The organism is Motiliproteus coralliicola (genome assembly GCF_003345655.1).
In the GTDB taxonomy this organism is placed as follows: Bacteria; Pseudomonadota; Gammaproteobacteria; order Pseudomonadales; family Balneatricaceae; genus Motiliproteus; species Motiliproteus coralliicola.
Map to the genome: position 1 here is coordinate 43,129 of NZ_QQOH01000005.1, position 25,011 is coordinate 68,139.

General features: G+C 58.0%; 21 protein-coding genes. 6 read left to right on the forward strand and 15 right to left on the reverse strand.

The genetic code is table 11. The features are described 5' to 3' along the window. Positions 1-12: 12 nt before the first annotated feature. Both cobN and DV711_RS16510 read left to right on the forward strand, forming a co-directional pair. Entirely contained in the window at positions 13-3,915 is a 3,903-nt protein-coding gene (gene cobN, locus DV711_RS16505; RefSeq protein WP_114696841.1) for a cobaltochelatase subunit CobN, read from the forward strand. Positions 3,916-4,070: 155 nt separating this feature from the next. Beyond that, a complete protein-coding gene (locus tag DV711_RS16510) occupies positions 4,071-5,243 on the forward strand; it encodes a sirohydrochlorin chelatase (RefSeq protein WP_114696842.1) in 1,173 nt (390 codons plus the stop codon). 45 nt (positions 5,244-5,288) lie between these two features. Here the strand turns inward: DV711_RS16510 and DV711_RS16515 are convergent, their stop codons facing one another. Continuing rightward, complete coding sequence (locus DV711_RS16515) at positions 5,289-6,239, reverse strand: AEC family transporter (protein ID WP_114696843.1); 951 nt, start codon at positions 6,237-6,239, stop codon at positions 5,289-5,291. Between the two features lie 150 nt (positions 6,240-6,389). Here DV711_RS16515 and DV711_RS16520 point away from each other — a divergent pair, with 150 nt between their 5' ends. Beyond that, a complete protein-coding gene (locus DV711_RS16520) occupies positions 6,390-6,593 on the forward strand; it encodes a putative motility protein (protein WP_114696844.1) in 204 nt (67 codons plus the stop codon). Positions 6,594-6,669: 76 nt separating this feature from the next. Here DV711_RS16520 and cynS read toward each other — a convergent pair whose 3' ends face one another. The 8 genes from cynS to DV711_RS16560 form a co-directional block, all read right to left on the reverse strand. Next, positions 6,670-7,119 carry a cyanase gene (gene cynS / locus DV711_RS16525; protein WP_114696845.1) on the reverse strand — a complete coding sequence of 150 codons (450 nt, stop codon included), beginning with the start codon at positions 7,117-7,119 and terminating at the stop codon, positions 6,670-6,672. A 19-nt stretch (positions 7,120-7,138) separates the two neighbouring features. Next, the gene (locus DV711_RS16530; RefSeq protein ID WP_114696846.1) at positions 7,139-8,872 is read right to left on the reverse strand and encodes a bifunctional protein-serine/threonine kinase/phosphatase; all 1,734 of its coding nucleotides are present in this window, start codon (positions 8,870-8,872) and stop codon (positions 7,139-7,141) included. A gap of 169 nt (positions 8,873-9,041) precedes the next feature. Next, a complete protein-coding gene (locus DV711_RS16535) occupies positions 9,042-9,884 on the reverse strand; it encodes a formate/nitrite transporter family protein (RefSeq protein WP_114696847.1) in 843 nt (280 codons plus the stop codon). Between the two features lie 865 nt (positions 9,885-10,749). Further along, a complete protein-coding gene (modC, locus tag DV711_RS16540; RefSeq protein WP_114696848.1) occupies positions 10,750-11,820 on the reverse strand; it encodes a molybdenum ABC transporter ATP-binding protein in 1,071 nt (356 codons plus the stop codon). 34 nt (positions 11,821-11,854) lie between these two features. Further along, positions 11,855-12,532, reverse strand: a complete 678-nt coding sequence (gene modB, locus DV711_RS16545; RefSeq protein ID WP_114696849.1) for a molybdate ABC transporter permease subunit — start codon at positions 12,530-12,532, stop codon at positions 11,855-11,857. Between the two features lie 9 nt (positions 12,533-12,541). Further along, the gene (gene modA, locus DV711_RS16550) at positions 12,542-13,303 is read right to left on the reverse strand and encodes a molybdate ABC transporter substrate-binding protein (protein WP_114696850.1); all 762 of its coding nucleotides are present in this window, start codon (positions 13,301-13,303) and stop codon (positions 12,542-12,544) included. Then, a complete protein-coding gene (locus DV711_RS16555) occupies positions 13,304-13,639 on the reverse strand; it encodes a winged helix-turn-helix domain-containing protein (protein WP_114696851.1) in 336 nt (111 codons plus the stop codon). Between the two features lie 87 nt (positions 13,640-13,726). Next, a complete protein-coding gene (locus DV711_RS16560) occupies positions 13,727-16,444 on the reverse strand; it encodes a bifunctional diguanylate cyclase/phosphodiesterase (RefSeq protein ID WP_114696852.1) in 2,718 nt (905 codons plus the stop codon). Positions 16,445-16,602: 158 nt separating this feature from the next. On the opposite strand from DV711_RS16560, the gene DV711_RS16565 reads away from it, so the two are divergent. Beyond that, positions 16,603-17,439, forward strand: coding sequence for a substrate-binding periplasmic protein (locus DV711_RS16565; protein ID WP_207802672.1), 837 nt, complete (start codon positions 16,603-16,605; stop codon positions 17,437-17,439). Positions 17,440-17,516: 77 nt separating this feature from the next. Here the strand turns inward: DV711_RS16565 and DV711_RS16570 are convergent, their stop codons facing one another. Beyond that, positions 17,517-17,906, reverse strand: coding sequence for a copper-binding protein (locus DV711_RS16570; protein WP_114696853.1), 390 nt, complete (start codon positions 17,904-17,906; stop codon positions 17,517-17,519). A gap of 178 nt (positions 17,907-18,084) precedes the next feature. Between DV711_RS16570 and DV711_RS16575 the strand changes: the two genes are divergently transcribed. Next, entirely contained in the window at positions 18,085-18,384 is a 300-nt protein-coding gene (locus tag DV711_RS16575; protein WP_114696854.1) for a c-type cytochrome, read from the forward strand. Positions 18,385-18,461: 77 nt separating this feature from the next. Here DV711_RS16575 and DV711_RS16580 read toward each other — a convergent pair whose 3' ends face one another. Genes DV711_RS16580 through DV711_RS16595 form a run of 4 tightly spaced genes read right to left on the reverse strand, consistent with a single transcriptional unit; the run spans position 18,462 to position 22,070 of the window. Beyond that, on the reverse strand, positions 18,462-18,965 hold the full coding sequence (locus DV711_RS16580; RefSeq protein WP_114696855.1) for a nitrous oxide reductase accessory protein NosL: 504 nt from the start codon (positions 18,963-18,965) through the stop codon (positions 18,462-18,464). After that, on the reverse strand, positions 18,965-19,792 hold the full coding sequence (locus tag DV711_RS16585) for an ABC transporter permease (protein ID WP_114696856.1): 828 nt from the start codon (positions 19,790-19,792) through the stop codon (positions 18,965-18,967). Before DV711_RS16585 ends, DV711_RS16580 begins: the two co-directional genes overlap by 1 nt. After that, positions 19,789-20,703 carry an ABC transporter ATP-binding protein gene (locus DV711_RS16590; RefSeq protein ID WP_114696857.1) on the reverse strand — a complete coding sequence of 305 codons (915 nt, stop codon included), beginning with the start codon at positions 20,701-20,703 and terminating at the stop codon, positions 19,789-19,791. The genes DV711_RS16585 and DV711_RS16590 overlap by 4 nt, the downstream gene beginning before the upstream one ends. Then, the gene (locus DV711_RS16595; RefSeq protein WP_114696858.1) at positions 20,700-22,070 is read right to left on the reverse strand and encodes a nitrous oxide reductase family maturation protein NosD; all 1,371 of its coding nucleotides are present in this window, start codon (positions 22,068-22,070) and stop codon (positions 20,700-20,702) included. The genes DV711_RS16590 and DV711_RS16595 overlap by 4 nt, the downstream gene beginning before the upstream one ends. A 248-nt stretch (positions 22,071-22,318) precedes the next feature. On the opposite strand from DV711_RS16595, the gene DV711_RS16600 reads away from it, so the two are divergent. After that, positions 22,319-22,867, forward strand: coding sequence for a hypothetical protein (locus DV711_RS16600; RefSeq protein ID WP_114696859.1), 549 nt, complete (start codon positions 22,319-22,321; stop codon positions 22,865-22,867). Between the two features lie 83 nt (positions 22,868-22,950). Here the strand turns inward: DV711_RS16600 and nosZ are convergent, their stop codons facing one another. Next, complete coding sequence (gene nosZ, locus DV711_RS16605) at positions 22,951-24,861, reverse strand: TAT-dependent nitrous-oxide reductase (RefSeq protein WP_114696860.1); 1,911 nt, start codon at positions 24,859-24,861, stop codon at positions 22,951-22,953. Between the last annotated feature and the right edge of the window lie 150 nt (positions 24,862-25,011).

Consider the following 25,011-nt stretch of genomic DNA (forward strand, 5'->3'; position numbering starts at 1 on the left):
TGGCGTAGCAAGATGCATCTACTGGCAGCACAACCGGGCGGTTTCGTCGACGATGAGGGCATTATCGACCTGGATCAGGACCCGGCCGAGGTCGTGATTCTAGCCGCCGCCGACAGTGCGTTGGCGGCGCTGTCCGGTGCGCTGGAGCGTTTCGTTGCGCCAGAGGGCGGATCGTTGCCACAGGTTCGACTGGCCAACTGGGTACAGTTGCTCAAACCGGCGGCCTACGACCTCTACGAGCACAAGGTGCTCGAGCAGGCCCGGGTGGTGGTGGTGTCACTGCTTGGCGGGGCCAGTTACTGGCGTTATGGCTTTGAACGGCTGCAGGCCTGGGCCGAGGCTGATCCGTCACGAACCCTGGTGATCGTGCCGGGTGACGATGCGGTCGATCCGGAATTGTTCGAGGCCTCCAGTGTTGCCGAGCCCGACTGCCATCGGGTCTGGCGCTACCTGCGTGAGGGCGGCGTCGATAACAGCCGCGAGCTGCTGAACTATATTGCCGCCGAGTACTTCGGGTTAGCGCTGAACTGGCGCGAACCGCGACCGTTGCCCCACTGTTTGCTCTACCTGCCGTGTTCCGCCGGACAAGCCAGCTTCGCCGAATGGCAGGCCTATCGGGATCAGCTATCGATGGCTGACGAGAGACCGATCGTCGCGCTGCTGTTTTACCGCTCCCATCTGCAGAGCGATAACACGGCGATGTTTGATGGCTTGATCGCGGCGCTGGAGCAGGCCGGTCTTTGCCCGTTGCCGGTGGCGATCGCGTCACTGAAGGATGCCGAATCCTTGCTACTGGTGAACCGGCTGATCGAGCGCAGCGGTGCCAAGCTGATCATCAACAGCACCGGCTTTGCCTCCAATACCGTCGCCAGTCCGGAGCTGAGCTCGCAACCGACCCGCTTTGAGTCACCGTTCGAGCAGCCGCTGCCGGTGTTGCAGCTGGTGCTATCGAGCAGTACCGAGCAGGACTGGCTCGACCACAAGCAGGGCCTGCGCAGCCGCGATATCGCCATGCAGGTGGTGTTGCCGGAGATGGACGGGCGGATCCATACCCGGGCCCTGAGCTTTAAATCCGAGAGCCACTTCGATCTGCGGGGGCAGCTGTCGGTGGTGCGCTATGCGCTGCACCCGGAGCGGGCCGATTTTGTCGCCCGGCTGGCGTTGGCTCACTGCGGCTTGGCGAGCAAACCCAACCCAGACAAGCGGATCGCGCTGATCCTGGCCAACTACCCGACCAAAGACGGTCGAATCGGCAACGGCGTCGGGCTCGATACCCCGGCCTCGACGGTGAATATCCTGCGGGCGCTGCATCGGGCCGGCTATCCGCTTGGCGACGAGGCGGGGCTACCGGAGGATGGGGATAGTCTGATTCGAGAGTTGTTGGGGGCGGTGACCAACAATCCCAATACCCTGCATCAACGCCACTGTTGGCAATCGATCGCGCTGGAGGACTACCAGCGGGCCTTTGCCGAGCTGCCCGACGCCTGCCAACAGGCGGTGCTGCAGCGCTGGGGTGGCCCGGAGATGGATCCCAAGTGCCGCAACGGCCGGCTGATGCTGGCCGGCATAAGGCTCGGAGAGACCTTTATCGGGATTCAACCGGCGCGGGGCTTCAATCTAGATCTGGCGGCCAATTACCACGATCCGGACCTGATTCCGCCCCACAGCTACCTGGCGTTCTATTTCTGGTTGCGCCACTGCTACGGGGTCGATGCGGTGGTGCATGTGGGCAAGCACGGTAATCTGGAGTGGCTGCCGGGCAAGGGTTCGGCGCTGTCGGCCGAATGCTGGCCCGATATCGCCCTCGGGCCGATGCCCCATTTCTACCCCTTTATCGTTAACGACCCGGGTGAGGGGGCACAGGCCAAGCGCCGCACCCAGGCGGTGGTGATAGATCACCTGATGCCGCCGATGAGTCGGGCCGAAACCTACGCTGAACTAGCTGAGCTGGAAGGCTTGGTGGATGAGTATTACCAGGCCATGGGGATGGATGATCAGCGCCAGGGCTGGTTGCGCCAGCAGATCATCGAGCAGGTGCGCAAGACCCACCTGGATCAGGAGCTGGCCAGCGAGGCGGGCGACGATGACGAGGCGTTGCTGAACGAACTCGACGCCTACCTGTGCGATATCAAGGAGGCGCAGATCCGCCACGGTCTGCATATTCTGGGCGAGCTGCCCAGGCCGCAGAAACTGGCCGAGACCCTGGTGGCGCTGCTGCGCTTGCCGCGCGGTGACGGTGCCGAGGCCCAAGGAATCCTGCACAACCTGGCGCTGGATCTGGCGCTGCAGCAGGATGGCGAACCTTTCGAGCCGCTGGAGGCCTCGGTTCAGCCCTGGCAGGGCGAACGGCCGGAGGTGCTGCAACAGGTCTGCGATAGCCATTGGCGCAGCGAAGCCGATACCCGCGAGCGCCTGGAGCTGTTGGCGCAGCAGCTGATCGAGCAGTACCTGCTATCAGATTCGGATTCAGAGCCGTTCACGGAGCTTGCCGGACTGCCCCGAACCCGAGCCCAGCTCGATTATGCCCGTGCCACCCTGATGCGGGCGTTGAACCTCAGCGCCGAGCAGGAGATCGGCGCTTTGCTGGATGGCTTGGAGGGTCGCTTTGTCGACCCGGGCCCGAGCGGCGCGCCGACCCGGGGTCGGCTCGATACCCTGCCCACCGGGCGTAATTTCTACTCGGTCGACAACCGCTCAATCCCGTCTCCGGCGGCCTGGGCGATCGGTCAGCGTTCGGCTCAGGCGCTGATCGAGCGGCACTTGCAGGAGCACGGTGACTATCCAACCCAACTGGGGTTGTCGGTCTGGGGCACCGCGACCATGCGAACCGGCGGCGACGATATCGCCCAGGCGTTCGCATTGATGGGGGTGCGACCGATCTGGGCGCCGGGTTCGAACCGGGTGGTCGATTTCGAATTGATCAGCTGCCAGCAGTTGGGGCGGCCGCGGGTGGATGTGACGCTGAGGGTCTCCGGATTTTTCCGCGATGCCTTTCCCAACGTGATGCGGCTGTTCGATGCGACGGTGCGTAAACTGGCCGAGCTCGACGAGCCGGGCGACGGTAACCGGATCCGGGCCCATATCGAACAGCGCCAGGCGCAGCTGCAGACTGAGGGGTTAGATCCCGCTGAGGCCGCGCGCCAGGCCAGCTACCGGGTCTTTGGTAGCAAGCCGGGGGCTTATGGCGCCGGGCTACAGGGGTTGATCGACGAGCGTTGCTGGGAGCAGCGCTCGGATCTGGCCGAGGCCTACCTGAACTGGGGCGGCTACGCCTACGGCGATCATCAAGCCTTCGCACAGGCGGGAACTGCGCCTTCTGACGGCAGTCTGAGCGACGGCGTGGAGGCGCCACAAGCGTTCCAGCACCGGTTGTCGCAGCTCGAGGTGGTGATCCAGAACCAGGACAACCGCGAGCACGATCTGCTCGATTCGGACGATTACTACCAGTTCCAGGGCGGCATGAGCAATGCGGTGGAACAGTTCGCCGGCAAAGCGCCGCAGATCTACCACGGCGACCACGCCAACCCGATGCAGCCGAAGATTCGGACCTTGAAGGAGGAGTTGAACCGGGTGATCCGCTCACGGCTGCTGAACCCGAAGTGGCTCACCGCGATGCGCGAACACGGTTACAAGGGCGCATTCGAGATGAGCGCCAGCGTCGACTACCTGTTCGCCTACGACGCCACCACCGAGCTGATTGACGATTACCAATATCAGCAGGTCAGCGAGACGCTGTTGTTCGAGCCCGAGAATCGGCAGTTTCTGGAGCAACATAATCCGGACGCGCTGGAAGAAATCGCCGAGCGGCTGCTGGAAGCGACCCAGCGTGGGCTCTGGTCCGAGCCCGGCGAGCAGGCTGACAAGCTACAAGACCTGCTGCTGGAGTTGGATCAGCGTCAGGAGCAAGCGACCTGAGTCGTTGATCGTAAAAGTACGGATACAGCGGATCCGCCCGTTTTAAGAATAAATTACGACCGCTTCTTCGGGGGCGGATAGGATAAAATAGATTGTTTGGCCGAACCGAATCGGCCGAGATTACTGGAGAAAGAACAGTGCCTAAGCAAGGTATTATGGTGTGCGGACATGGCAGCCGTGACAAGGATGCAGAACGCGAGTTCGGCCGGGTAGCGGCCGGGCTGAAGCAACGCTTCCCGGAGCTGCCGGTCGAATACGGTTTTTTGGAGTTTTCGGCCCCGAACATCCATATGGGACTCAACGCCCTGATCGACCAGGGGGTCGAAGAGATCCTGGCGGTGCCTGGGATGCTGTTTGCTGCCACCCATGCCAAGAACGATATTCCATCGGTCCTGACCACCTTCGGTGAGAGCTGTCGCGAACACGGCCGCCAGGTCGAGGTGCAGTACGGTGAGGAGCTGGGACTGCAGCCGGCGATGATCGACGCCTTCCAGAGCCGCATCTACGAGGCACTGGGGTTGGATCCGGAGAATCCCCCCGAGTCCCTCTACGATACTCTGCTGGTGGTAGTCGGTCGTGGTACCTCCGATACCGAGGCCAACGCTGAAGCTGCCAAGCTGACCCGCATCGTCAATGAAAATATGGGCTTCGGCTGGGCCGACACCGTTTACTCCGGCGTCACCTACCCGTCGGTGGGGATCGGTCTGGAGAAGCTGCTGAAGCTAGGTTACAAGCGTGTCGTGGTGGCGCCTTACTTCCTGTTTACCGGCCGCCTAATCAAGCGGATCTACGGCTACGTCGACAAGGTGGCGGCTGAAAATCCCGGAGTTGAATTTATCAAGGCCGACTACCTGAATGACCACCCCAAGGTGATCGATGCGTTCGAGAACCGGGTTCGTGAAATCATGGGCGGTGAGGTTAATGGGGACGAAAACCTGATGCAGTCCTTCCAGCGCCGTTTAGCCGCTGGTGAAGTGGATATTCACCACCACCATGCCGAGTACCAGCCCGACGGTGACAACCACGAGCACACCCACTCCCACGAGGACAGTCACGGCAAGGGCCACAGCCATACCCATCACCACGGCCATCACCACCACGGTGATCCTAGCCATGACCATTCGCACGGCCATTCACATGACCATTCCCACGATCATGGCCACTCCCACGGTATCTACAAGCATATCGCCCACCCGCTGGGACCGCGCACTATGATCGGTGAAGGGATCTGCTGCTGCTTTATGAGCCAGTTCCCGCAGGAGATTCTGGACGAAGAAGCCGACCGGATTGGGGATATTGATCCGGCCAGTACGCCAGCACATCAGTAGGCTGGATGGATGCGGCTGGTGACTTGAGATGGCCAGCCGCTGTATCTAAATCAACTCGAGCAACTTCAACAGCGTCACCCCTGCGCTGGTGGTCAGCAGTGAGCATAGCGTGGTAATGGCGATGATATTGGCTGCCAGGGTGGCGTTGCCGCCCATGGCGCGAACCATCACGTAGCTGGCGGCGGCGGTGGGGGAGCAGGTCATCAGCAGCAGCACACCCAGCTCGATTCCGCGTAAACCGAGCAGGATTCCTCCGAGGGTCAGGGTCAGCGGGACTACTAGCAGTTTAAGGCTGGCGGCCAGCATGGCGTTTTTACGGTCGTGCCGCAGGGCGCTGAAGTTGAGGCTGGCGCCGGTGCACAACAGGGCTAGCGGCAGGGTCATCTGGGCGAAGTATTCACCGGTGCGCAGCACCATTGCCGGTAGCTCGACCTGATACCAGGCCAACGGTAGCGCCATGACGATTCCGATTATCAGCGGATTTTTGAGGATTCCTTTCAGGGTACTGCGAAAGCCGGTATCTCGATTCAGCGAGCGGCTCAGGGTGATCACCGACAAGATGTTGAACAGGATGGTGACCAGAGCAAGATAGAGCGAGGCGGTGACCAGGCCATCGTTACCGTAGGCGTTGAAGCAGTATGCCAGGCCGATGATGCCCATGTTGGAGCGAAATGCGCCCTGAACCACCACGCCGCGTTCGCTGCTGGGCTCGACCCGGCGGGCTACCAGGAATTCGAACAGTAGAAAAAGCAGCAGGGTGCCGAACAGTCCGACCCCGAGCAGAGTCAGGTTGGCAGTCTGCTCGATGCTGGTGCGACTGATATTGATAAACAGCAGTGCCGGCAGGGTGACGTTGAACACCAGCTTGGAGCCGATGTCGATAAAGTTGTCGTTGATCATCCCACGCCGGTTCAGCAACCAGCCCAGCGTCATGACGATAAAGATCGGCCCGGTGATCGAGAGCGAAAACTGCAGGTTGTTGAGAAAGGCGTCCATAGCAGGTCCGAGCCAAGTTCACGAGTCCGCCCGGGCTGGTAAGGCCGGTGGTCGGGGCAGAAGGCGATGGTAAGGGGATGGTGGCCCGGCAGCAAGCGTTCACTTTAGCGCCGATGGGCGTATGATGGGGGTCTAGCGAGAGAGACCGTTATGAGTTTGACCAGCATCCGGCTGGGCAACGAGATTGCCACCGCCGTTTACAAGAAAGCCCTCGACCAGCAGAAGGTTCAGGGTCAGCAGGTTCTGCAGTTGATCCAGTCGGCCGCACCTGCTGCCAGCACCGTCCAGACCCAGCAGGTAAGCCCGAGCGCGCCCACCGATCGGATTGGTACTCGGGTCAATACGACCGCCTGATGTGACCCTCTGTGTATCCTGAACCATGCCGCTCATTCGGGCGGCATGGCCGTTTCTGGACAGGTGTTCAGGGGGCTCAGAAGCTTTTGTAGGGCAGGAACTTACCCGACAGCACCACGTTGACGCGATCGCCGTTGGGATCCTCCTCGCGTTGGATATCCATCGAGAAGTCGATCGCGCTCATGATGCCGTCGCCGAACTCTTCATGGATCAGTTCTTTGATGGTGCTGCCGTAGACGTTGACCACCTCGTACCAGCGGTAGATCAGCGGGTCGGTCGGTACAGCGGTGGGCAGCGAACCCTTGTACGGCACGATCTGCAGCCAGGCGACGGCTTCATCGGTGAGATCAAACAGCTCGCCAGCGATGGTGGCCTGGCGCTTGTCGAAGGTCATCTGCCCTAGGCAGGCGGCGGTGGTCCACTCATTTGACAGGCCAATGGCATCTGCCACCTCGCTCCATTTGATGCCTTTGGCAACCTTTTGAGCAAGGATCATCGCGGTTACTTCTTCACGGCTACTAATCATGATAAGTCCTCTTTCAATGTCATTTAGTCTGTAAATAAACCAGCAATCCGACGACGGTAAGCGCCAGCACAAATGAAGTACTTTTCCAGAACCGTACCGGGTTGCGATCCATCAAGGGAGGTCGGGGTCCTCTCAGAAACTTCGGATTGGGGTTTCTCAAGTCATAGAGAAATTCACTGATCTCCTCGTATCGCTTAAACGGGTTCGGATTCAGTGCTTTTCGCAGTGTTTGGTCGACCCAGGCAGGAATTTCACGCTCTTCGTCCAGCACAGAACGATATTTGAGGCGTTTCTGAGCCGCCACCGTTCTCGCTTTTGCTACCTGAGTATCGTAGGGGAATCGACCGGACAACATGTGGTAGGCAAGCACCGCCAGAGAGAATTGATCGGAGCGGCTGGAAATCATCTCGCCGACAAAATATTCGGGGGCCATATAAAGCGCGGTGCCCTGCATTTCATCTTGCTCCAGGGTGTTTTCTGCCTCAACAATGCCCGCGATTCTTACGCCACCAAAATCGATTATTTTCACCGTGCCGTTGGTGTCGATCATGACGTTATCGGTCTTCAAATCCTGATGCAGAATTTCAAGCCGGTGCATCGCCTGCAGTCCTTTTGCCACCTGTTCAATGATGCCTCGAACGGTTTCCAGATCCGGCTTAGGATTGTCGATCAACCACTGCTTGAGGGTAATGCCCTCGATATACTCAGTAACGCTATAGAGGTAGTTGCGCTTGCGATTCTGCATGCCCGCTTTCATCACATGGACATTGTCAATTCGCCTTGCAACCCACTCTTCCATCAGAAAGCGTTCTAAATAGGCGGGGTTGTTTCCCAATTCGACGGACGGGATTTTGATGACAACCTGACTGTTGTCTTCAAGATCCTTGGCCAGATAAACATGACTGCGGCTGTTGGAGTGCATTTCCCTGAGAATTAGAAATCCGTCAAACTCTTGTCTGGGCTGCAATAACGGAGGTATTACCAGTTTCTCCATCTGTTGCTGCAGGGGGCTTCCTTCCGTAGCCGACAACTTGTCGACCCGGACAATCTGCAATGTCAGGTTGTCGTCACTGCCCTTTTCGATAGCATGCTGCACCAATGCCTTTGCGGCCTCATCAAGATCGTGTTCATTGGCATGGATGAGTGATGTCACATCCTCCGCATCACAAAATTCGTAAACGCCGTCGGTACAGAGCAGGTAATAATCACCCTGTTTCAGGCCAACGGTCTGGTAATCAACCTCCACATCGAGATTGACCCCCATGGCCCGGCTCAGATAGCTCTTCTCTTTCGATATCCAGGTGCGGTGATCCTTGGTCAACTGCTCAAGTCCTTCACCACGCAAGCGATAAATACGACTATCACCGACATGGAAAAGATGAGCGGTCGAAGCCTTGAAAATAGCTGCGCTCAGCGTGCAGACATAGCCTTTGTCTTTGTTGTAGCGGAACTCACTTCGCTGGGTTTGAGAAAACAACCAGCCGTTGATTGATTCCAATACCTTCAAACCGGAGGTATACACTGACCAGGCATCAGAGGTGCAAAAGTAGTCGTCGAGAAAGCTTTTGACCGAGGTTTCGCTGGCCACCTGACTGACATTGCTGGTACTGATGCCGTCAGCCAGAACCACCGCAGCACCTTTTAGGCTCAGCTGAGGCTCCTTGGGAATCACTGAGCCATAAGAATCCTGATTCAGCGGTTTGACGCCTTTGTCGCTGTATTGCCCAATACTGAGTTTAAGCTGCGTATTCATTCGGTCAGGTTCTTCCAGGCTCGGCCATCCCATCGCTGGGACACCAAGGCATCTATCGGATCTGAATAGAAAACCGGTGGTCGTTAGGGAACCTGCAAATAAGTCCTTGTTCGCAGGTTCCTCAGACCACCGGTGGTTCTCGGTCTATCTGGTTTGATAAAGACTCAACTTACAGAGCCGCTACCGCGCTACCTTCTGCAGCTTTGGTCTTTTTGCTTTTGCTCTCTTTAACGTGAGTCAGGTAAAGAGGCAGGCCTACCAGCAGGAAGCCACCTACCAGATTACCCAGTGCAGTAGGCAGTTCGTTCCAGATGATGTATTCCATGATGGTGAAATCACCGCCCATGATCATCGAGAATGGGAACAGGAACATGTTGACGATGGAGTGTTCGAACGCCATGTAGAAGAACAGCATGATAGGCATCCACATCGCAGCCATCTTGCTACCCGCGGAAGTGGAGATCATGGCACCCACAACACCCATGGATACCATCCAGTTACACAGCATGCCGCGGATAAAGATCGTCATCCAACCCAGCACGCCCTGTTCCTTGTAGCCAAGAGTTCGGGATTCACCGATGGCGCTGACTTTCTCGGCTACAGCACCGCCGTCGATCTGATAACCGTAGGTCAGGATGAAAGAAGCGAAGAATGCCACCATCAATGCACCGGACAGGTTGCCGATAAAGACCAGCCCCCAGTTCCGCCACAGTTCATTCATGGTACAACCCGGACGCTTATCAATTACCGCCAGTGGAACCAGAGTGAATACGCCGGTTAACAGGTCAAACTTCATCAGATAAAGCATGATGAAGCCCACCGGGAACAAACAAGCCCCCAAGATCACGCTACCCGTTTTAGTTATCACTGTAATGGCGAAAAAAGCAGCCAGCGCAAGGATGGCTCCTGCCATAAATGCACGGATATAAGTGTCCTTAGTGGACATAAATATCTTCTGTTCACCCGAATCAACCATCTTGGTGGCAAATTCACTCGGTTCTAAGTAAGCCATGGTAGTACCCCGCTAGGTTAAGGTTGGAATCGTCTTGGCCTCCGCCCGGGTTGTTGTTTTTATTCTTCCCGTTTGGAATCCCAATGGATAACTCCTCATAGCAAGTGTTATGCCTGCAGTGCACAAAAATCCAATTATTCATGTGTATCAATGGCTTGCTATTGGTTTGTTTGGTGTTTGGAAGGTTTTTGTTGCATCGCCTTAGTGCAGAATAATTATCAAGTGGGCGATGCATGTCCGAATTGGTGCGGTGGGATATTGATCAAAGTGAGGGATCGCGATGAGGGTGGCTGCTACTCTTTTCGGGTAATGCTGTATTGGTTGAGTTGGCTGAAGTCACTCGTTGCGCTTTCCCAAGCGCGCCCCTTTTGTAGACAAACAAAAGGGACCAAAAATTGTTTTGCCCAATGACTTGTCGGCTTCGCCGATCCCCTGTGCGTTGGCTTCGCAAATGGGCACCGATTGAACTCGGCCTAAGGCCTCAGACAGTAATCGGTACTGATCCATTTCCGAAGCCAATGCTCGGCTGCGTCAAGGGCGGTTGAGGCCGTACTAACCGTATCTCTGTTGTTCCAGGTCGAACTCCAACACCCCTTTTGCACAGGTGAGCATTGCAGTCTGACAATGGAATAGAGCGATTGATGTTTGAGGGAGCGAAGCGAGTGAGTTCCAATCGCGGCCATTGGCAGGCGAAACGCGCAACGAAGTCGGTGTAGCCGACCAAGCAAGTGGGGCGGTTTTTCTTTGGTTCGGTTTCTTTTGCCCGGGCAAAAGAAATGAACGCGCTCGGGAGAGCGCAATAGGGGCTTACCGTCGCAATATAAGTGCAGGATGGTGAAGATCTTAGCTGAAGTCTCTCAGCCTATTATTCCAACACCGCCACCGACTTGATCTGCAACCACACCGAACTGCCGACCTTCAGCCCTAAACTATCCAACGCCCGGCTGGTGACCCTCGCCAGCAGTGAGGTGGTGCCGACTTCGGCCCTCACCAGCGCCACCGCCGGATGATCGTTGCTGACGATCTCGGCAATTCGGGCCGGCAGCAGATTCTGGATGCTCTGGTCCGGGTGTTGCTCCAGCGCCAGACTGATATCGCGGGCCAGCACTCGTAGTCGTACCGGCTTGTCCAGCGGCAGGCCGCTGTCTTTGACCCACAGGCTGCCGCCGTCGAACTGGGCCCGGGCCAGGTGCCAGCGGCTGTCCTTCTCGGCCACCGTTGCCTTGATCACCACTCCGGCGTCTTCGTCTTTGCGCAGTGGCAGGTCGAGTCGGCTCAGGGTCTGATCCAGCGGGCCGCTGGCCAGTACACGGCCCTGTTCGAGCAGTACCAAGTGATCGGCCAGGCGCGCCACTTCGTCGGGGGCGTGGGTGACATACAGGATCGGAATCTGCAATTGATCGTGGAGCTGTTCCAGATAGGGCAGGATCTCGCGCTTGCGCTTCAGGTCCAGCGCCGACAGCGGTTCGTCCATCAGCAGCAGTTGGGGGCCGGCCGCCAGCGCTCGTGCGATGGCGACCCGTTGGCGTTCGCCGCCGGAGAGGCGATCGGGCATCCGCTCCAGCAGTTCGCCGATCTGCAGCAGCTCAATCGCCTGTTCCAGCGATACTTTGCGCTGCTGCTTGGGGACCCGGCGAACGCCGTATTCGAGGTTGGCGCGGGCGCTCAGATGGGGGAACAGGCTGGCTTCCTGAAACACGTATCCGATTGGACGGCGGTGGGTCGGCAGGCTTTGACCGTCTTTCTGCCACCAGTGGTCGCCGATTCGCAATTGGCCGTCAGGGCTCTGCTCCAGTCCGGCGATCAGTCGTAGCAGGGTGGTCTTGCCGCAACCGGAGGGGCCGAAGATCGCCGTCACACCCCGATCAGGCAGCTGCAGATCGACATCCAGCGTGAAACGGTCTTTTTGGAGTCGGAAACGGGCCTCAATACTCATTGGTGTGGACTCTCATCGGCACAGTTTTATCGACTCAGGGTTTGACCACCGCGAAGCGGCGATTCAGGGCATAGACCAGGATCAGCAGTGCGAACGACATCGCCAGCAAGCCGCCGGAGAGCCAGTGGGCCTGGCCGTATTCGAGGGCTTCGACATGATCGTAGATCGCGATCGACAGGACCTGGGTCTCGCCGGGGATATTGCCGCCAATCATCAGTACCACCCCGAACTCGCCGACGGTGTGGGCAAAACCCAGCACCGTGGCGGTCAGAAAGCCCGAGCGGGCCAATGGCACAGCTACGGTAAAGAAACGGTCCAAGGGGCCTGCGCGCAGTGTAGCGGCCACCTCTAGCGGCCTTGGGCCGATGGCGGTGAAGGCATTCTGCAGCGGCTGCACCACAAACGGCATCGAGTAGAACACCGAGCCGATCACCAGCCCGGTAAAGCTGAATGCCAGAGAACGTCCACCAAGGGCTTCGGCCAGCCCACCGATCGGGCCATTGGGACCCAAAGCGATCAGCAGATAAAACCCCAGCACCGTCGGCGGTAGCACCAGCGGCAGCGCGATTACCGCTTCGAGCAGAAATTTATAACGCCACTGGGTTCGCGCTAGCCACCAAGCCAGTGGGGTGCCGAGCAGCAGTAGGATCAGGGTGGTTAGACCGGCTAGCTGCAGGGTGATGCTTAGGGCGCTCAGGTCGGTTGAATCCATCGAGTCTACCTAGCGGCCCTCCGGAATCGCGTAGCCATGCTGGCGGATTAGCTGAGTGACGTTGTCACTGCGCAGAAAATTCATAAAGGCGTCGATGGCCGGGCTACGGTTGAGCTGAACCGCCTGCTGCACGATCGGCTCGTAAAGGGATGGGTTGACGAGCCAGTGACGGCCAGGTAAGGGTTGCTGTGGATCGGTGATCTGGGACAGCGCCACCAGCCCCAGCTCGGCGTTACCGCTGCTGACGAAGTGGAAGGTCTGACCAATATTTTCTCCTCGAACCAGCTTGCCGCGAACAGAGCTTTGTAAGTTCAGTTTGTCGAGTAGTTGCCAGGCGGCACGGCCGTACGGAGCCAGTTTCGGGTTGGCGATCGCCAGATGGCGGAAGCGACCTTGCTTGAGCTGCTGTTGCAGATCGCCACCGTCCGGGTTTGGGCTCCAGAGTACCAACTGGCCGATGGCGTAGGTAAAACGGCTACCGGCGATGGCTCGACCCTGCTGTTCGAGCAGTTCGGGACGACGCCGGTCGGCCGCCAGGAAGGCATCGAACGGGGCACCGTTGACGATCTGAGCGAAGTGTTTGCCGGTGGAGCCAAAAATTAGCTGGACCCGATGGCCGCTGTCGGCTTCAAACTGCCGTGCCAGGGGGCGGACAGCGTCGCTGAAATTGCTGGCCACTGCGATGCGCAGGGTCTCGGCCTGACTAGCCGAACTTAGAAGTAGCAATATTAACCAGAGTCCCGACAGTCGAGGCAAACTATGTGATCGCATCTACAGATCCAGCTGGGTCGACCGGTTGCTGAGGTAGTCGCGGTAGTCCTGATAAGCCTGCCAGAAACAGTCGACCGCCCGCTGGCCGGATTCGGTCAGTTTGGCTCCGCCGCCGCCGCGGCCACCGGTGCTTTTTTCTACTACCGGCTCTCGGCTCTGACGGTTCATCGAGTCGACCAGTTTCCAGGCGTGGCGGTAGGACATCTCCATCGAGCGGGCCGCCGCACGGATCGAGCCGTGCTCTCGGATTCGCTCCAGCAGGACGACGCGACCGTAACCCAAAAAAGTCCCTTCGGGGCCTTCGATCCAGACCCGACCATGTAGACGATATTCCATATCAATTCTCGGGATATTCGTGATTCTTCGTAGAATATAACGGCAGCCGAATTTTGCAACACCCGCGTCGGATGATGGGTACAGCGTTCAGTGCGGCGCGGCGATGGAGCTGTTGGCCTGAAACCGGATTGTGGCGTTCTCGATATCGCGTTGTGCGGCGATAAACTCGAGCAGCTGCGGCTCGAACATCGGCTTGGCCAGCAGATAGCCCTGCAGTAGATCGGTGCCTTGCTGGCGCAGGAACGCCAGCTGCTGCTCGGTCTCGACCCCTTCGGCCACCACCTGGATACCGAGTTGGTGAGCCAATGCCAGGGTTGCTTGGATCACCGCTTCATCGCTGCTTCCCTGACCGATGCCATTGATAAAGCTGCGGTCGATCTTCAACTGGGAAGCCTGGAGCTGGCTGATGTAGCTGAGCGAGGAGTGGCCGGTACCGAAGTCGTCGATCGATAATGAAATACCGTGTTGATGCAGCATGGTCAGGTTATCGCGTAGCTGCTGGTTATCGGTCATTAGGCTGGTTTCGGTGATTTCCACCGTCAATCGGTTGGTGGGGATATGACTCCAGCGCAGGCGGCGCAGCAGGTTTTCGGCGATCTGGTCCCGCGCCAGTTGTACGGTGGAGATATTGATGCTGATGCGCAGGCCGTCGAGCGGTCCATCCTTCCAGCTTTCCAAGCGCTGGAACAGGTAGTTCAACTGCCGACGGCCCAGCTCAACAATCAAGCCGGAATCTTCGGCAACGGGGATAAACTCGGCCGGGGAGACCCATTCGCCTTGGCTGTTCTGCCAGCGGATCAGAACCTCCAGCGACACCGGCTGCAGGCTATGGCAATCAAATACCGGTTGGAAGCAGAGATGGAACTGGTCGTCATGGTTGAGGGCATCGCGCAGGTTCTGCTCCAGGGACACATGCCGGTGCATCCGGTAGTCCATCGCCTCGTCGAAGAAGCTGAAGCCGTTGCGGCCGTTCTGTTTGGCCCGGTACATCGCCAGGTCGGCTTGTTTCAGCAAGGTGGCAGCTTGGTCCTGGCCGGGAAGGCCGCAGGTGATGCCGAGGCTGGCCGATAGGGTGAAATGGCCGGCCTCCAGTTCGATCGGTTGACAAAGGGTCTGCAGCAGCTCCTCAACCAGCGATTGCAGCGGCCCCTTCTGACTGATGCTCTCCAGCATCACGGCAAATTCGTCTCCCCCCAGGCGCGACAGCAGTGCGTCGCCGGGCAGGACCTGCATCATCCGTTGGGCCGAGATCCGCAGGACCTCGTCGCCGGCCTGGTGGCCGAGGGTATCGTTGATGCTCTTGAAGTTATCCAGGTCGATAAAGAACACCATCAGCTTGCGCTGGCTGTCTTGGCTGAGCTTGTGGTCCAGTTTGTCGACAAAGGTCAGTCGGTTCGGCAGCCCCGTGAGGGTGTCGTGCTGGGCCAGGTATTTGACCCGATTTTCGGCATTGATGCGGGCGGTGACATCCTCGTGGACGGCAACGAACTGACTCAGGTGGCCCCGGCGGTCGTGGATCGGGGTGACCGTCTGCTCGATCACCATCCGGTCGCCGCGGCGGGTGCGGTTAACCACATGATTGCGCCAGGTCTGACCCTGGGTGATCGACTGCCACATCTGCTTGAAGAACTCCGGCCCATGCTCGCCGGAGCTGAGCACCCTTGGGGTCTTGCCGTGAATTTCGTCGGCATTCCAGCCGGTCAGCTTTTCAAAGGCGTGATTGACCCATTGGATCCGGCCTTTGATGTCGGTGATAAAGATGGCGTTGGCGGCACTGCTGATGGCGGTCGTGAGCATCTGTAGCTCGGCTTCCAGCCGTTGCTTGCGCCGCAGGGCCATATTGACCAGCGTCCCACCGATCAGTACCAGCAGGATCAGCATGATAAAGACCAGGATGATGGTCTGGTGCTCGTTACGCCAGCCCATCAGACCCTGTTGCTGATCGAGATTAACCGTGACCACCAGTGGCAGCGGCGAGGTCGAACGGTAGCTGGTGATCAACTGTTGCTCGGGCTTGCCGGTCCCTGTGCCGAGTGTTTGGTGGAACAGGCCAAAATCCCGACTCGACAGCTCTCTGATCAAGCGTTGCGTTGACCGAGGGGCATCGTCCATCTGCACCGATCCGGCCCGGGTCAGCAGCTGGCCGTTGTAGTGCAGCAGCTCAACGGTCACCGGATAAAACTCGTAGGCCGGACGGAACAGCTCGCGCAGGTAATCCGGATTCAGGGCTGCGGTAATCCGCGCCAGGATGATGCCACGGGAGGAGCGAATGTCGACGCAGATCGGGATATGGTGCAGGCTGCTGGCATTGCTCGCACTGCCCAGATAGCGACCCGAGGCTGGGGCTTGAATCAGGTAGCCCGACTGCGCACTCAGAGCCAATTGATCGGCGCACCGGGCCGCCTTGGTCGGTTGCTGCGGAGGGCGCTGGTTGGAAGAGGCGATCCAGTTGCCGTCCCGGTCGTGGATCATCACTTCACGCAGGCTGGGTGCCAGTGACAGGGTATCTCGCAACACCTGGCTAAGGTCGCCCGAGTTTCGACTCAGCAGCGCCGGGTTGAACTCCAGCACCTTGTCGATACTCTGCAAGCGTCCGATCACATCCTGCACGCTTCGGATTGCCGAGCCTTCCAGGGTGTGGGCCAGCAGTTGAGTACGGTCTTCGAGCTCGCGAATCGCTCGCTGTTCGCCGTGCTGCAGCACAAACAGCATCAGCGCCAGGCAGCCACCGGCGATCAACAGAGTAAATAGCGTGACAGCGAAATGGGGCTGGATCACCCCTTGGCTACGTTGTTCCTTGACCACTGATGTTCCAACAACCTGTATTCACAGCCGAACAGGTTTCAGCTGCGGGACTCCTGAGGGAGCTAACGTGACGACCGCTTACGCGATGAATTGACTCGAATAATATCCCTATGCATGATGCGGCCTTCAAAAAACCGTATCTGTTACAAGGATTAAGAATGGGCGCAATTTATCACCATTGGTGCCGCCAATCCAAGCCACTGGGCGGGTTGTTGTTGCTGTTAATGACATGGAGCAGTTTTTCCCAGGCTCAGGTGGCCGCTCCGGCCGACGATAGGCTGCAGCGGATCGAGGCCAGTGGTGAATTACGGGTCTGTATCTGGCCCGGTTACTTCGCGATCTCCTATAGCAATCCCAAGAGTGGCCGGCTCGAAGGTATCGATATCGACCTGTCGGCTGAACTGGCCCGCGAGCTGGGGGTTGAGCTTCGCTATGTGAACACTCACTTTGGCCGCTTTATCGATGATATCGAAGCCGATGCCTGTGATATCGCGATGTTCGGTGTGGGTCGGACCGAGGCGCGGATGCAGCGGATCGACTTCAGCGCGCCCTATCTGGCTAGCGGCATGTACGGCTTGACCACCAAAACTCATGGCTCGATCGATAGCTGGGAAGCGATGGATCAAGCCGATCACGTGGTCTGTGTGCAGCGGGGAACCTATATGGAGGCCGAGATGCGGCGCCGGCTCAAGCATGCCCAGTTGAGTGTGGTGGATAAGCCGTATGAACGTGAGGCGGAGGTACAGTCGGGCCGGGCTGACGTGTTTATCACCGATTATCCCTATGGCCAGAAGATGCTGAAGAACTTCGACTGGGCACGGTTGTTGACCCCCAAACAGGCAGCGGGAGAGAAGTTCCAGTACGCCTATGCGGTGGCAAAAGGTCAGCCGCAATGGTTGGCGCGAATCGATCAGTTTGTCGCGGCGATCAAGCGTGACGGACGGTTGAAGCGTTATGCCGATCTGCACGGATTAGGGCCGATCGTGATCGATTAACCGAGATTGGGCCGCTGTCTGAAACGAAAAAGCCCGCAATTGCGGGCTTTTTGTTTGCCAGGAGCTCTTGGGCAGGCTTATTTGATCTCGGTGATCAGGTACTTGCCCATGCCTTCAGTCTTGGTCATAAACTCGATCTCTTGACCGACCTTGAGGCTGTGGACATCGATCGACGGTGCCAGCTTGAACTTCATCTGCATCGCACCCATGTTCCAGGCTTCGATCGGCTGATGGTAGACCTTAACGTATCCTTTGTGGTCGATGTCCTTGATCACGCCGACCGCCGGGACCGGCTTGTCCGACATCTTCATCTTGCCGGGATTCATTTTGCCGTGGTCCATCTTGCTGTGGTCCATGGCTTTTTCTTCGCTCTGCTTGTGGCCGTGATCGCTGTGGGAGTGAGCCTGGGCGGTGCCGGTTACACCCAGCAGGGCAGACAGCGCGAGAGCGGTGAGGCATTTCTTCATGGCTAATGTCTCTCTGGTGTTGGTTATGGTTCTTGATTTGAGAAGGTTGGGCAGAGGGTAAAATATACAGCCTGGCAGGTCGAAGTAATTGATTTGGGTCATCCACCGTCAGCAGGCAGTTCAGTAAGCTGGCCTCCCTGATTTATCCAACTAAAAAACTCAACTATCGAAGCTCACTATGAAAAAACTGATGACCTTGCTCTGCCTGGCCGGTGCTGCGATGACCGCCACGGCTCAAGCCGATGATGGCGTTGCCACCTACAACACTTACTGCATGGCTTGCCATGGCACTGGAATCGGCCCGATGGCCGGCGATAAGAATCTGTGGCAGCCGCGCCTGGATGCCAAGGGTGGGGTCGATGGTCTGCTGGCCAGCGCCAAAGCTGGTCTGAATGCGATGCCGCCGATGGGCACCTGTATGAACTGCACCGATGAGCAGCTGCGTGCCGCCATCGTGCATATCACTACTTTCAAGTAAGTAGTCGTTCTTGCACCGAACGGTGCAAGTCCCTGCGGCGCCTGTCCTGGGCGCCGTAAGCTTCCTTCAGATCCGGCTTAAAACCCCATCTGTGACAGCAGATCCAGATTCAACTGGTCGAAGGTGTACAGGTCTCCGCCGTTCATCTTCATGAAGGCTTTGGCGGTTTTCTCGTCGGAGAAGCTGGCCAGGGTCGGGCCCATGGCGCCTTTCTTTGAGCTACCGACCACGTACCAGGCGGTGCGAGCGTCGATGTAGGTCTCCTCATCCGGGTGGTCCCAGTGACTGACCGCCATATCGTGGACGAAGGCACTCTGGATATTGTGCTTGTGTTCCGGATCCAACAGGAAGGCAAACATATCCCGGGTTGAGCAGAACTTGTGGGTACGGGTATCACCGCGCTCGTAGAGTTGGCCCTTGGGGCCGGGATAGTTACTGATGATCATGCCACACAGGTGGCACTCTTCACCGCTCTCGATGGCGATCGCTTTCTGGGCCGCCAGGGTTTCGGGGGTGTCTTCTTGGCAACCGGCCAGCCCCAGCAGGGCGGTCAGCAGCAACACCAGCAGTCTTGGGCTCATTACAGACTCCTGCGGTTGAAGATCATCAGCGAGATGCTGACCGGCACGGCCAACCACACCAGCAGGGCCGCCAGCAACGCGCTGGTGGAGAATTTAACGTGCTGAGCAATCGCCATCAGGCCGGTGATCTGCTCGCTGGCGAAGTAGCTGATGTTGACCAGACGGAAGATATCGGTCGGATTGAGCAGCAGCAGATAGGGGAACAGCTCGGCATCAACATCGCCTTCGGTGCCGACCAGCAGGCCCAGCAGGCCGAGATCGAACACCAGTACGAACAGGAACCAGACGATCAGCGCCACACCGGCGGCCTTGGATTTCTCGGATACCAAGGTGCTGATGATGTAGGCAAAGGCGATAAAGACCCAGCCAAGCAGGATCGCCGAGACGATAAAGACTGCAAAAGCCGTAATCAGCTCGCCCCAGCCGGTGGTGTTGGAGAACGAACCCATGATCAAGGCCGCGGCCCCGAAGCCGACCAGGGTGGAGAACGCCATGATGGCACCGTGGCCAAGCATCTTGCCCAACAGCAGTTGCCAGCGGGATAGCGGGTAGGTCATCAACAGCAGCAGGGTGCCGTTTTCGTCTTCACCGACGACGCCGTCGTAGGAGAGCATCAGCGCGATCAACGGGATAATAAAGACCGCCAGGCTGGCCAGGCTGACGATGGTGGTCGACAGCGAGGTGAATCCGACCCGACCGGCAGCGGCAGCGCCGAAATAGGCCAGACCGATCGCCAGCAGGGCGAAGATGGCGGTGATGGCGATAACCCAGCGGTTGCGCAGGCCGTCGCGGAATTCCTTGGCGCATACAGTCAAAATGGCGTTCATCGCTGTTCAGCCTCCATCTGCAGGGTGCCGGTGAAATGGGTGTAGAGATCTTCAAGGGTGGGCAGGTGCAGGTCGAGGTTGTCCAGCCCCGGCAGCGCCATCACCGTCTGCAGTACATTCATCTTGTGCTGGATCGGTAGGGTCAGCTTGTTGGGATCGCTGCTGTCCTGATATTCACGCAGTCCTTCGGGCAGCTCGATCTCACCGTCCAGTCGGAGTGTCATCGGCAGGTTGGCCTTGTCACGCAGGTCGTGCAGATCCCCTTCGGCCAGCAGGCTGCCACGGCCCATGATCAGGGCCCGGTCGATATATTTCTCCACCCCAGGCAGCACGTGGGAGCAGAGGATAATGGTACAGCCGCGGGCTTTGAGTTGTTCCAGACGCTGGTAGAAATCCTGGGTCGCGATCGGGTCGAGGCCGACGGTGGGTTCGTCCAGCAGCAGCAGCTTGGGATCGCCCAATAGTGCCTGGGCCAGGCCCAGACGCTGACGCATCCCTTTGGAGTAGGTCTTGACCCGGCGGTTTTCTGCGTGGCTGAGGCCAACCTGCTCCAACAGTGCGCGGCACTGGGATTTGGGCACGCTCTTGAGCTTGGCGAAATAGCTCAGAACTTCCAGACCGGTAAGCTGGTCGTAGAAGGCCACGTTCTCCTGCAGGAAGCCGAGCTGGCGACGCGAGGTGCGGGCTTCGGACAGGGTCGGATCTTCACCAAATACTCGGACTTGGCCCTTGGTGGCTTCGATCAGACCGAGGATCAGCTTGATGGTGGTGGTCTTACCGGCGCCGTTATGGCCGAACAGGCCGAGGATCTCACCCTGGTGGATATCGAGGTCGAGTCCCTTGAGGGCGTGAACGCCCTGGTAGTGCTTCTCGACCTGGCTCAGTTGTACGATTGGGGTTGCGCTTGTCATCGTTGTGTCAGTTCCTCGGACGCGGCCTGGGTCTGTTTGCGTTGACCCTGTTGATCGACCAATGCGCCGTTGCTGTCGAACGGTGAGTTCATCAGCGGCGCGGAATCGAAGACGCCCGGTGATTTTAAAACCGGGAATTGGCGTTGAACCCAGCGTAGGGTTTCTACCGCCGGGCTATTGAGCAGGACCTTCACCGCCGGGTATTTCCACAGCAGCTTGTCGACCCCGTCATTGGGTTCGTAATGGGTGTCGCCGATACCGTCATCGTTCATATCCCAGCCCAGGTAGTCGCTCCAGTAGTTGCCGCGACCGTCTTTGGACCAATCCTGTTTACGGTTGGAGACGTATTTGACCTGCTCTTTGTTACTGATGAAGGTATTGCCGGAGATGACGTTGTCTTCCGAACCGGCGGTCAGGTGGATGCCCAGGTCGCTCTCGTTGAACTGGTTGCTGACAATCTCGTTGAACACCGAGTTGTACATGAACAGCGCCTTGCCTTCGGCGCCGCTGATGGCGTTGGAACCTTGTCTCAGGTGCGGATTACGACCGGTCTGAACCCCCATTACATGGTTCTGCTCCACCCGAGAGTTGGTGATGAAATTCATCAGGATGCCATAGTTCTGATCATCCTCGGAGCGGTTGTTGACGACGGTGAGATGCTTAGACTGCATCAGCGCGTAGCCGGTGCGGGTGTTCTTGGTGTGGTTATCGATCACCTTGTTGCTGTAGCTGTACATGTAGTGCACGCCGTAGCGCAGGTCATGCAGGTAGTTGCTGATCAGCTCGTTACCGTTGCTGGTGTCGATATAGATGCCGTCGCGGGTGTGCCAGACCTCGTTATCTTTCACCAGTGCACCGCCGACCGCGTACAGATGGATGCCGTTACCGCGGTCTTGGGAGCGGATATCCAGGTTACCCTCGATTTTGTTGGAGAGAATCCGGATGTCCTTGGTGGCATCGACCCAGATGCCGGAGGTGGTGCCTTGAAAATAGTTATTCTGGATCACCGCACCGGTGGCTTCGCGGCCGACGAAGATGCCGGCGTCGAGTTCGGTCAGGTCGTCACCCCAGTTCTGGATCTTCAAGTTCTCGACGGTGATTCCGTCCGACTTCAGGGTCAGGGTGCTGTCGGCACCGTTGCCGTCAAGCACAACGCCGTTGCTGCCGGTCAAGGTCAGCGGTTTGTCGATGACGAAGTTACCTTGGTAGGTGCCTGCTTCAAGGACCAGTTGATCGCCACTCTGGCTGGCGTCGATGGCGGCCTGCAGGGATTGTTGAGGCGACACGGCGATCTGTGCGGCCATCGCCTGGGTACTGGCCAGCAGTACCAAGGTCAGGGGGCATTTCAGGGGCAAGTATCGAAACATCCTGGGTTCCATTTTGCGCGTCAATGGATATCGGTCTGGGACTTCTGAATGCAAGGATACTAGCACCGAAATACGGCGCTGGACTTAGCCTTGGTCAAGAGTGCATCGAATCGGTGATTTATCGCAATGGTTGCCGTGGGGGAATTCCGACCGTCTGGGTCGGATTAGCGCTGCTATACTGGGTATTGCCGTCATCCAACTCATACCATCCAACTCATACAAGCTGTTTGGTACCGCGGAGAAACACTATGAAACGCTTATATTACTTGACCAGTAGTATCGACTGCGCCGAACGAGTGTCGAAGGAACTACATGAAAAAGGCGTGACGGATTGGAATTTCCACATCATGAGCAAGAAGTACGATAACTGGAACAATCTTAAGAAGCGCGGCCTGCATCTGGCCAGCTTCTACTTCCATCAGCACGACGGAAAGCGGATCGCCGAGCGTGGCGCGATTGTCGGCGCGCTGGCAGGATTGTGTGCGATCGCCGGATTTTTGCTCGCCAGCCCGGAAATCGCCTCTGAGTTCCGAGCCTGGTCGCTGGTATCGCTGGCCTTTACCACCGCGATTTTGATCGCGTTCGGGGTCGGTTTTGGGATGATCTACGGACTTGACTCAGAGAACGTCAAAATCCGCCGCTTCCACGATCAGCTCGAAGAGGGCCAGTACCTGATCATGATCGATACCATCAAAGAGGATGCCGACCGGATCAGGGATATCATGGCCGATCAGCCTGGGATTACCGTAGCCGGTGAAGGCCACAGCCAGGTCAATCCATTCCAGATGGCCAGTTGACGCCAGCCTCTTATCGATATTTCCAAGCATAAAAAAGCCCCGCTAATGCGGGGCTTTTTGTTCACTCGTAGTGACAGTGATGCTTAGGCTTCTACCAGCATCCGGCCGCGCATCTCCATGTGGAGGGCGTGACAGAACCAGTTACAGTAGTACCACTGTACTCCGGGCTTGTCGGCGGTGAAGGTGATGGAAGCGGTCGCCTGCGGGCTGATTTCCATCTGCGCGCCGTGGTTAACCATGCAGAAACCGTGGGTAACGTCTTCGATCTTGTCGAGGTTGGTTACCACTACGGTGACTTCGTCACCCAGCTTGACGTTGAACTCGGTGATGCCGTAGTTCGGAGCAACGGAGGTCATGTAAACACGAACCTTGTTGCCGTCACGGATTACCTTGTTGTCGGTCTCCAGGTTAACGCCGTCTTTCTCGGCCATGGCAACAGTGCTGGCGAAGAAGGGATCGTCGCGGCTCCACAGCTTGGAAGGCTTAACCTTGCTGCGGTGTACGATCATACAATCGTGCGGCTCGGCATAGGTGGGGCCGTCGTGAACCAGAACCATCTCGTCGCCGGAGATGTCGATCAGCTGGTCGTTCTCAGCGTGCAGCGGGCCACAGTTCAGGAAGCGGTCCTTAGAGAACTTACACAGCGAGATCAGCCACTTGCCGTCAGCATCACGGGTTTCACCCATGGTGGTGTGGTTGTGGCCCGGCTGGTACTGAACGTCCAGCTTCTGCTTGATGTAGTTAACTTTTTCGCCCTTGTAGGCTTCGATCGCCTTCTGAACGTCCCACTTAACGATCTGGGAGTCGATGAACACGGTGGTGTAGGCGTTGCCGCGGCCGTCAAAGGCGGTATGCAACGGACCCAGACCCAGCTCAGGCTCGGCAACAACAACGTCACGCGGCTTGATCTTGTCGTCGAACAGGTCGTCGAACTTCCACATGTCCATCACGGTAACGGTCGGAGACAGCTTACCGTTGGCAACACAGTGGCGGCCGTCAGGCGCGGTGTTCATACCGTGCGGGCTCTTCGGAACCGGTACGTAGCGGGTCAGCTGGCTGCCCTTACGGCCGTCCAGTACCGGTACATTGTCGGCACCCGGCAGGGTGGTGTACTTACCAGCTTTAACAGCAGCTTCGATACGCTCGATGTTGAAGATAACAACGTGGTCGCGCTCGTTACGCATGGTGCCGGCCAGGTCAACGGCGTTCTCAGAGTTGTAGCAGGTAGAGAAAGCGTACTTACCGGTGTAGTCGGCATCGGTGTTGTCCAGGTTACCGTCAACGATGACCTGGAAGGCAACTTCCATGGTCTCGGCGTCGATAGCGTTGAACATGGTGTAGTAGCCTTCGATATCCTTCATGCTTTCCAGAGCACCGTTGTTCGGGTGCGGGATCCGGAATTCAGCGTTGGCGAAGACGTACTTGGTGTGCGGTACTTTCTGAACACGCAGACCGTGGATGGCCTGACAGTTCGGAACAGTTACGATCTTGTCGGTCTTCATGATGTCGCAACGGATACGTGCAACACGGGTGTTACCCTTGTCGTTGATGAAGACATACTTACCGTCGTAATGACCGTCGGTCATGGACATGTGCGGGTGGTGACAGTCGCCAACCAGGTAAGGGTTCTCGTCGTAGTTAAGAACCTCTTTGGATTCGTTGGTCAGACCCCAACCGGTGGCGCAATCCAGGTTGAATACCGGGATACGCATCAGTTCACGCATTGAGGGCAGGCCCAGTACACGGACTTCACCGGAGTGACCACCACTCCAGAAGCCGTAGTACTCGTCCAGCTCACCCGGTCCGACGTGGGCTGACTGGCTGGCGGCTTGAGCCGGAGCGGAAACCAGTGAACCACCCAGACCAGCGCCGGCGGCGCCTACCAGTGCGGCTGAGCCACCCAGGAACAGACGACGGCTGAGCTTTACGTGCTCGCTCGCGTTGGCGTCCTCGGCGTCTACTTTCGGTAGATCTTTATCATTTGGGTCAATCATTTATCTATTCTCCAAGGTTGTGGGAAGAATCATTTTTATGATTTACAACATGCCCAGTGAGACGGCCCCCCTTGGACCATTCCACGTTTTCCGACCCCGTTTACAGTAGTTGTGGGTACTGCGGTTGCGACCGGTTTGACCTCTGATCTT

Excerpts from the sequence above, each read along its gene's own strand:
- cobN (WP_114696841.1), top strand. The coding sequence starts at position 13 with ATGCATCTACTGGCAGCACAACCGGGCGGTTTCGTCGACGATGAGGGC.
- DV711_RS16510 (WP_114696842.1), top strand. The coding sequence starts at position 4,071 with ATGGTGTGCGGACATGGCAGCCGTGACAAGGATGCAGAACGCGAGTTC.
- DV711_RS16515 (WP_114696843.1), bottom strand. The coding sequence starts at position 6,239 with ATGGACGCCTTTCTCAACAACCTGCAGTTTTCGCTCTCGATCACCGGG.
- DV711_RS16520 (WP_114696844.1), top strand. The coding sequence starts at position 6,390 with ATGAGTTTGACCAGCATCCGGCTGGGCAACGAGATTGCCACCGCCGTT.
- cynS (WP_114696845.1), bottom strand. The coding sequence starts at position 7,119 with ATGATTAGTAGCCGTGAAGAAGTAACCGCGATGATCCTTGCTCAAAAG.
- DV711_RS16530 (WP_114696846.1), bottom strand. The coding sequence starts at position 8,872 with ATGAATACGCAGCTTAAACTCAGTATTGGGCAATACAGCGACAAAGGC.
- DV711_RS16535 (WP_114696847.1), bottom strand. The coding sequence starts at position 9,884 with ATGGCTTACTTAGAACCGAGTGAATTTGCCACCAAGATGGTTGATTCG.
- modC (WP_114696848.1), bottom strand. The coding sequence starts at position 11,820 with ATGAGTATTGAGGCCCGTTTCCGACTCCAAAAAGACCGTTTCACGCTG.
- modB (WP_114696849.1), bottom strand. The coding sequence starts at position 12,532 with ATGGATTCAACCGACCTGAGCGCCCTAAGCATCACCCTGCAGCTAGCC.
- modA (WP_114696850.1), bottom strand. The coding sequence starts at position 13,303 with ATGCGATCACATAGTTTGCCTCGACTGTCGGGACTCTGGTTAATATTG.
- DV711_RS16555 (WP_114696851.1), bottom strand. The coding sequence starts at position 13,639 with ATGGAATATCGTCTACATGGTCGGGTCTGGATCGAAGGCCCCGAAGGG.
- DV711_RS16565 (WP_207802672.1), top strand. The coding sequence starts at position 16,603 with ATGGGCGCAATTTATCACCATTGGTGCCGCCAATCCAAGCCACTGGGC.
- DV711_RS16570 (WP_114696853.1), bottom strand. The coding sequence starts at position 17,906 with ATGAAGAAATGCCTCACCGCTCTCGCGCTGTCTGCCCTGCTGGGTGTA.
- DV711_RS16575 (WP_114696854.1), top strand. The coding sequence starts at position 18,085 with ATGAAAAAACTGATGACCTTGCTCTGCCTGGCCGGTGCTGCGATGACC.
- DV711_RS16580 (WP_114696855.1), bottom strand. The coding sequence starts at position 18,965 with ATGAGCCCAAGACTGCTGGTGTTGCTGCTGACCGCCCTGCTGGGGCTG.
- DV711_RS16585 (WP_114696856.1), bottom strand. The coding sequence starts at position 19,792 with ATGAACGCCATTTTGACTGTATGCGCCAAGGAATTCCGCGACGGCCTG.
- DV711_RS16590 (WP_114696857.1), bottom strand. The coding sequence starts at position 20,703 with ATGACAAGCGCAACCCCAATCGTACAACTGAGCCAGGTCGAGAAGCAC.
- DV711_RS16595 (WP_114696858.1), bottom strand. The coding sequence starts at position 22,070 with ATGTTTCGATACTTGCCCCTGAAATGCCCCCTGACCTTGGTACTGCTG.
- DV711_RS16600 (WP_114696859.1), top strand. The coding sequence starts at position 22,319 with ATGAAACGCTTATATTACTTGACCAGTAGTATCGACTGCGCCGAACGA.
- nosZ (WP_114696860.1), bottom strand. The coding sequence starts at position 24,861 with ATGATTGACCCAAATGATAAAGATCTACCGAAAGTAGACGCCGAGGAC.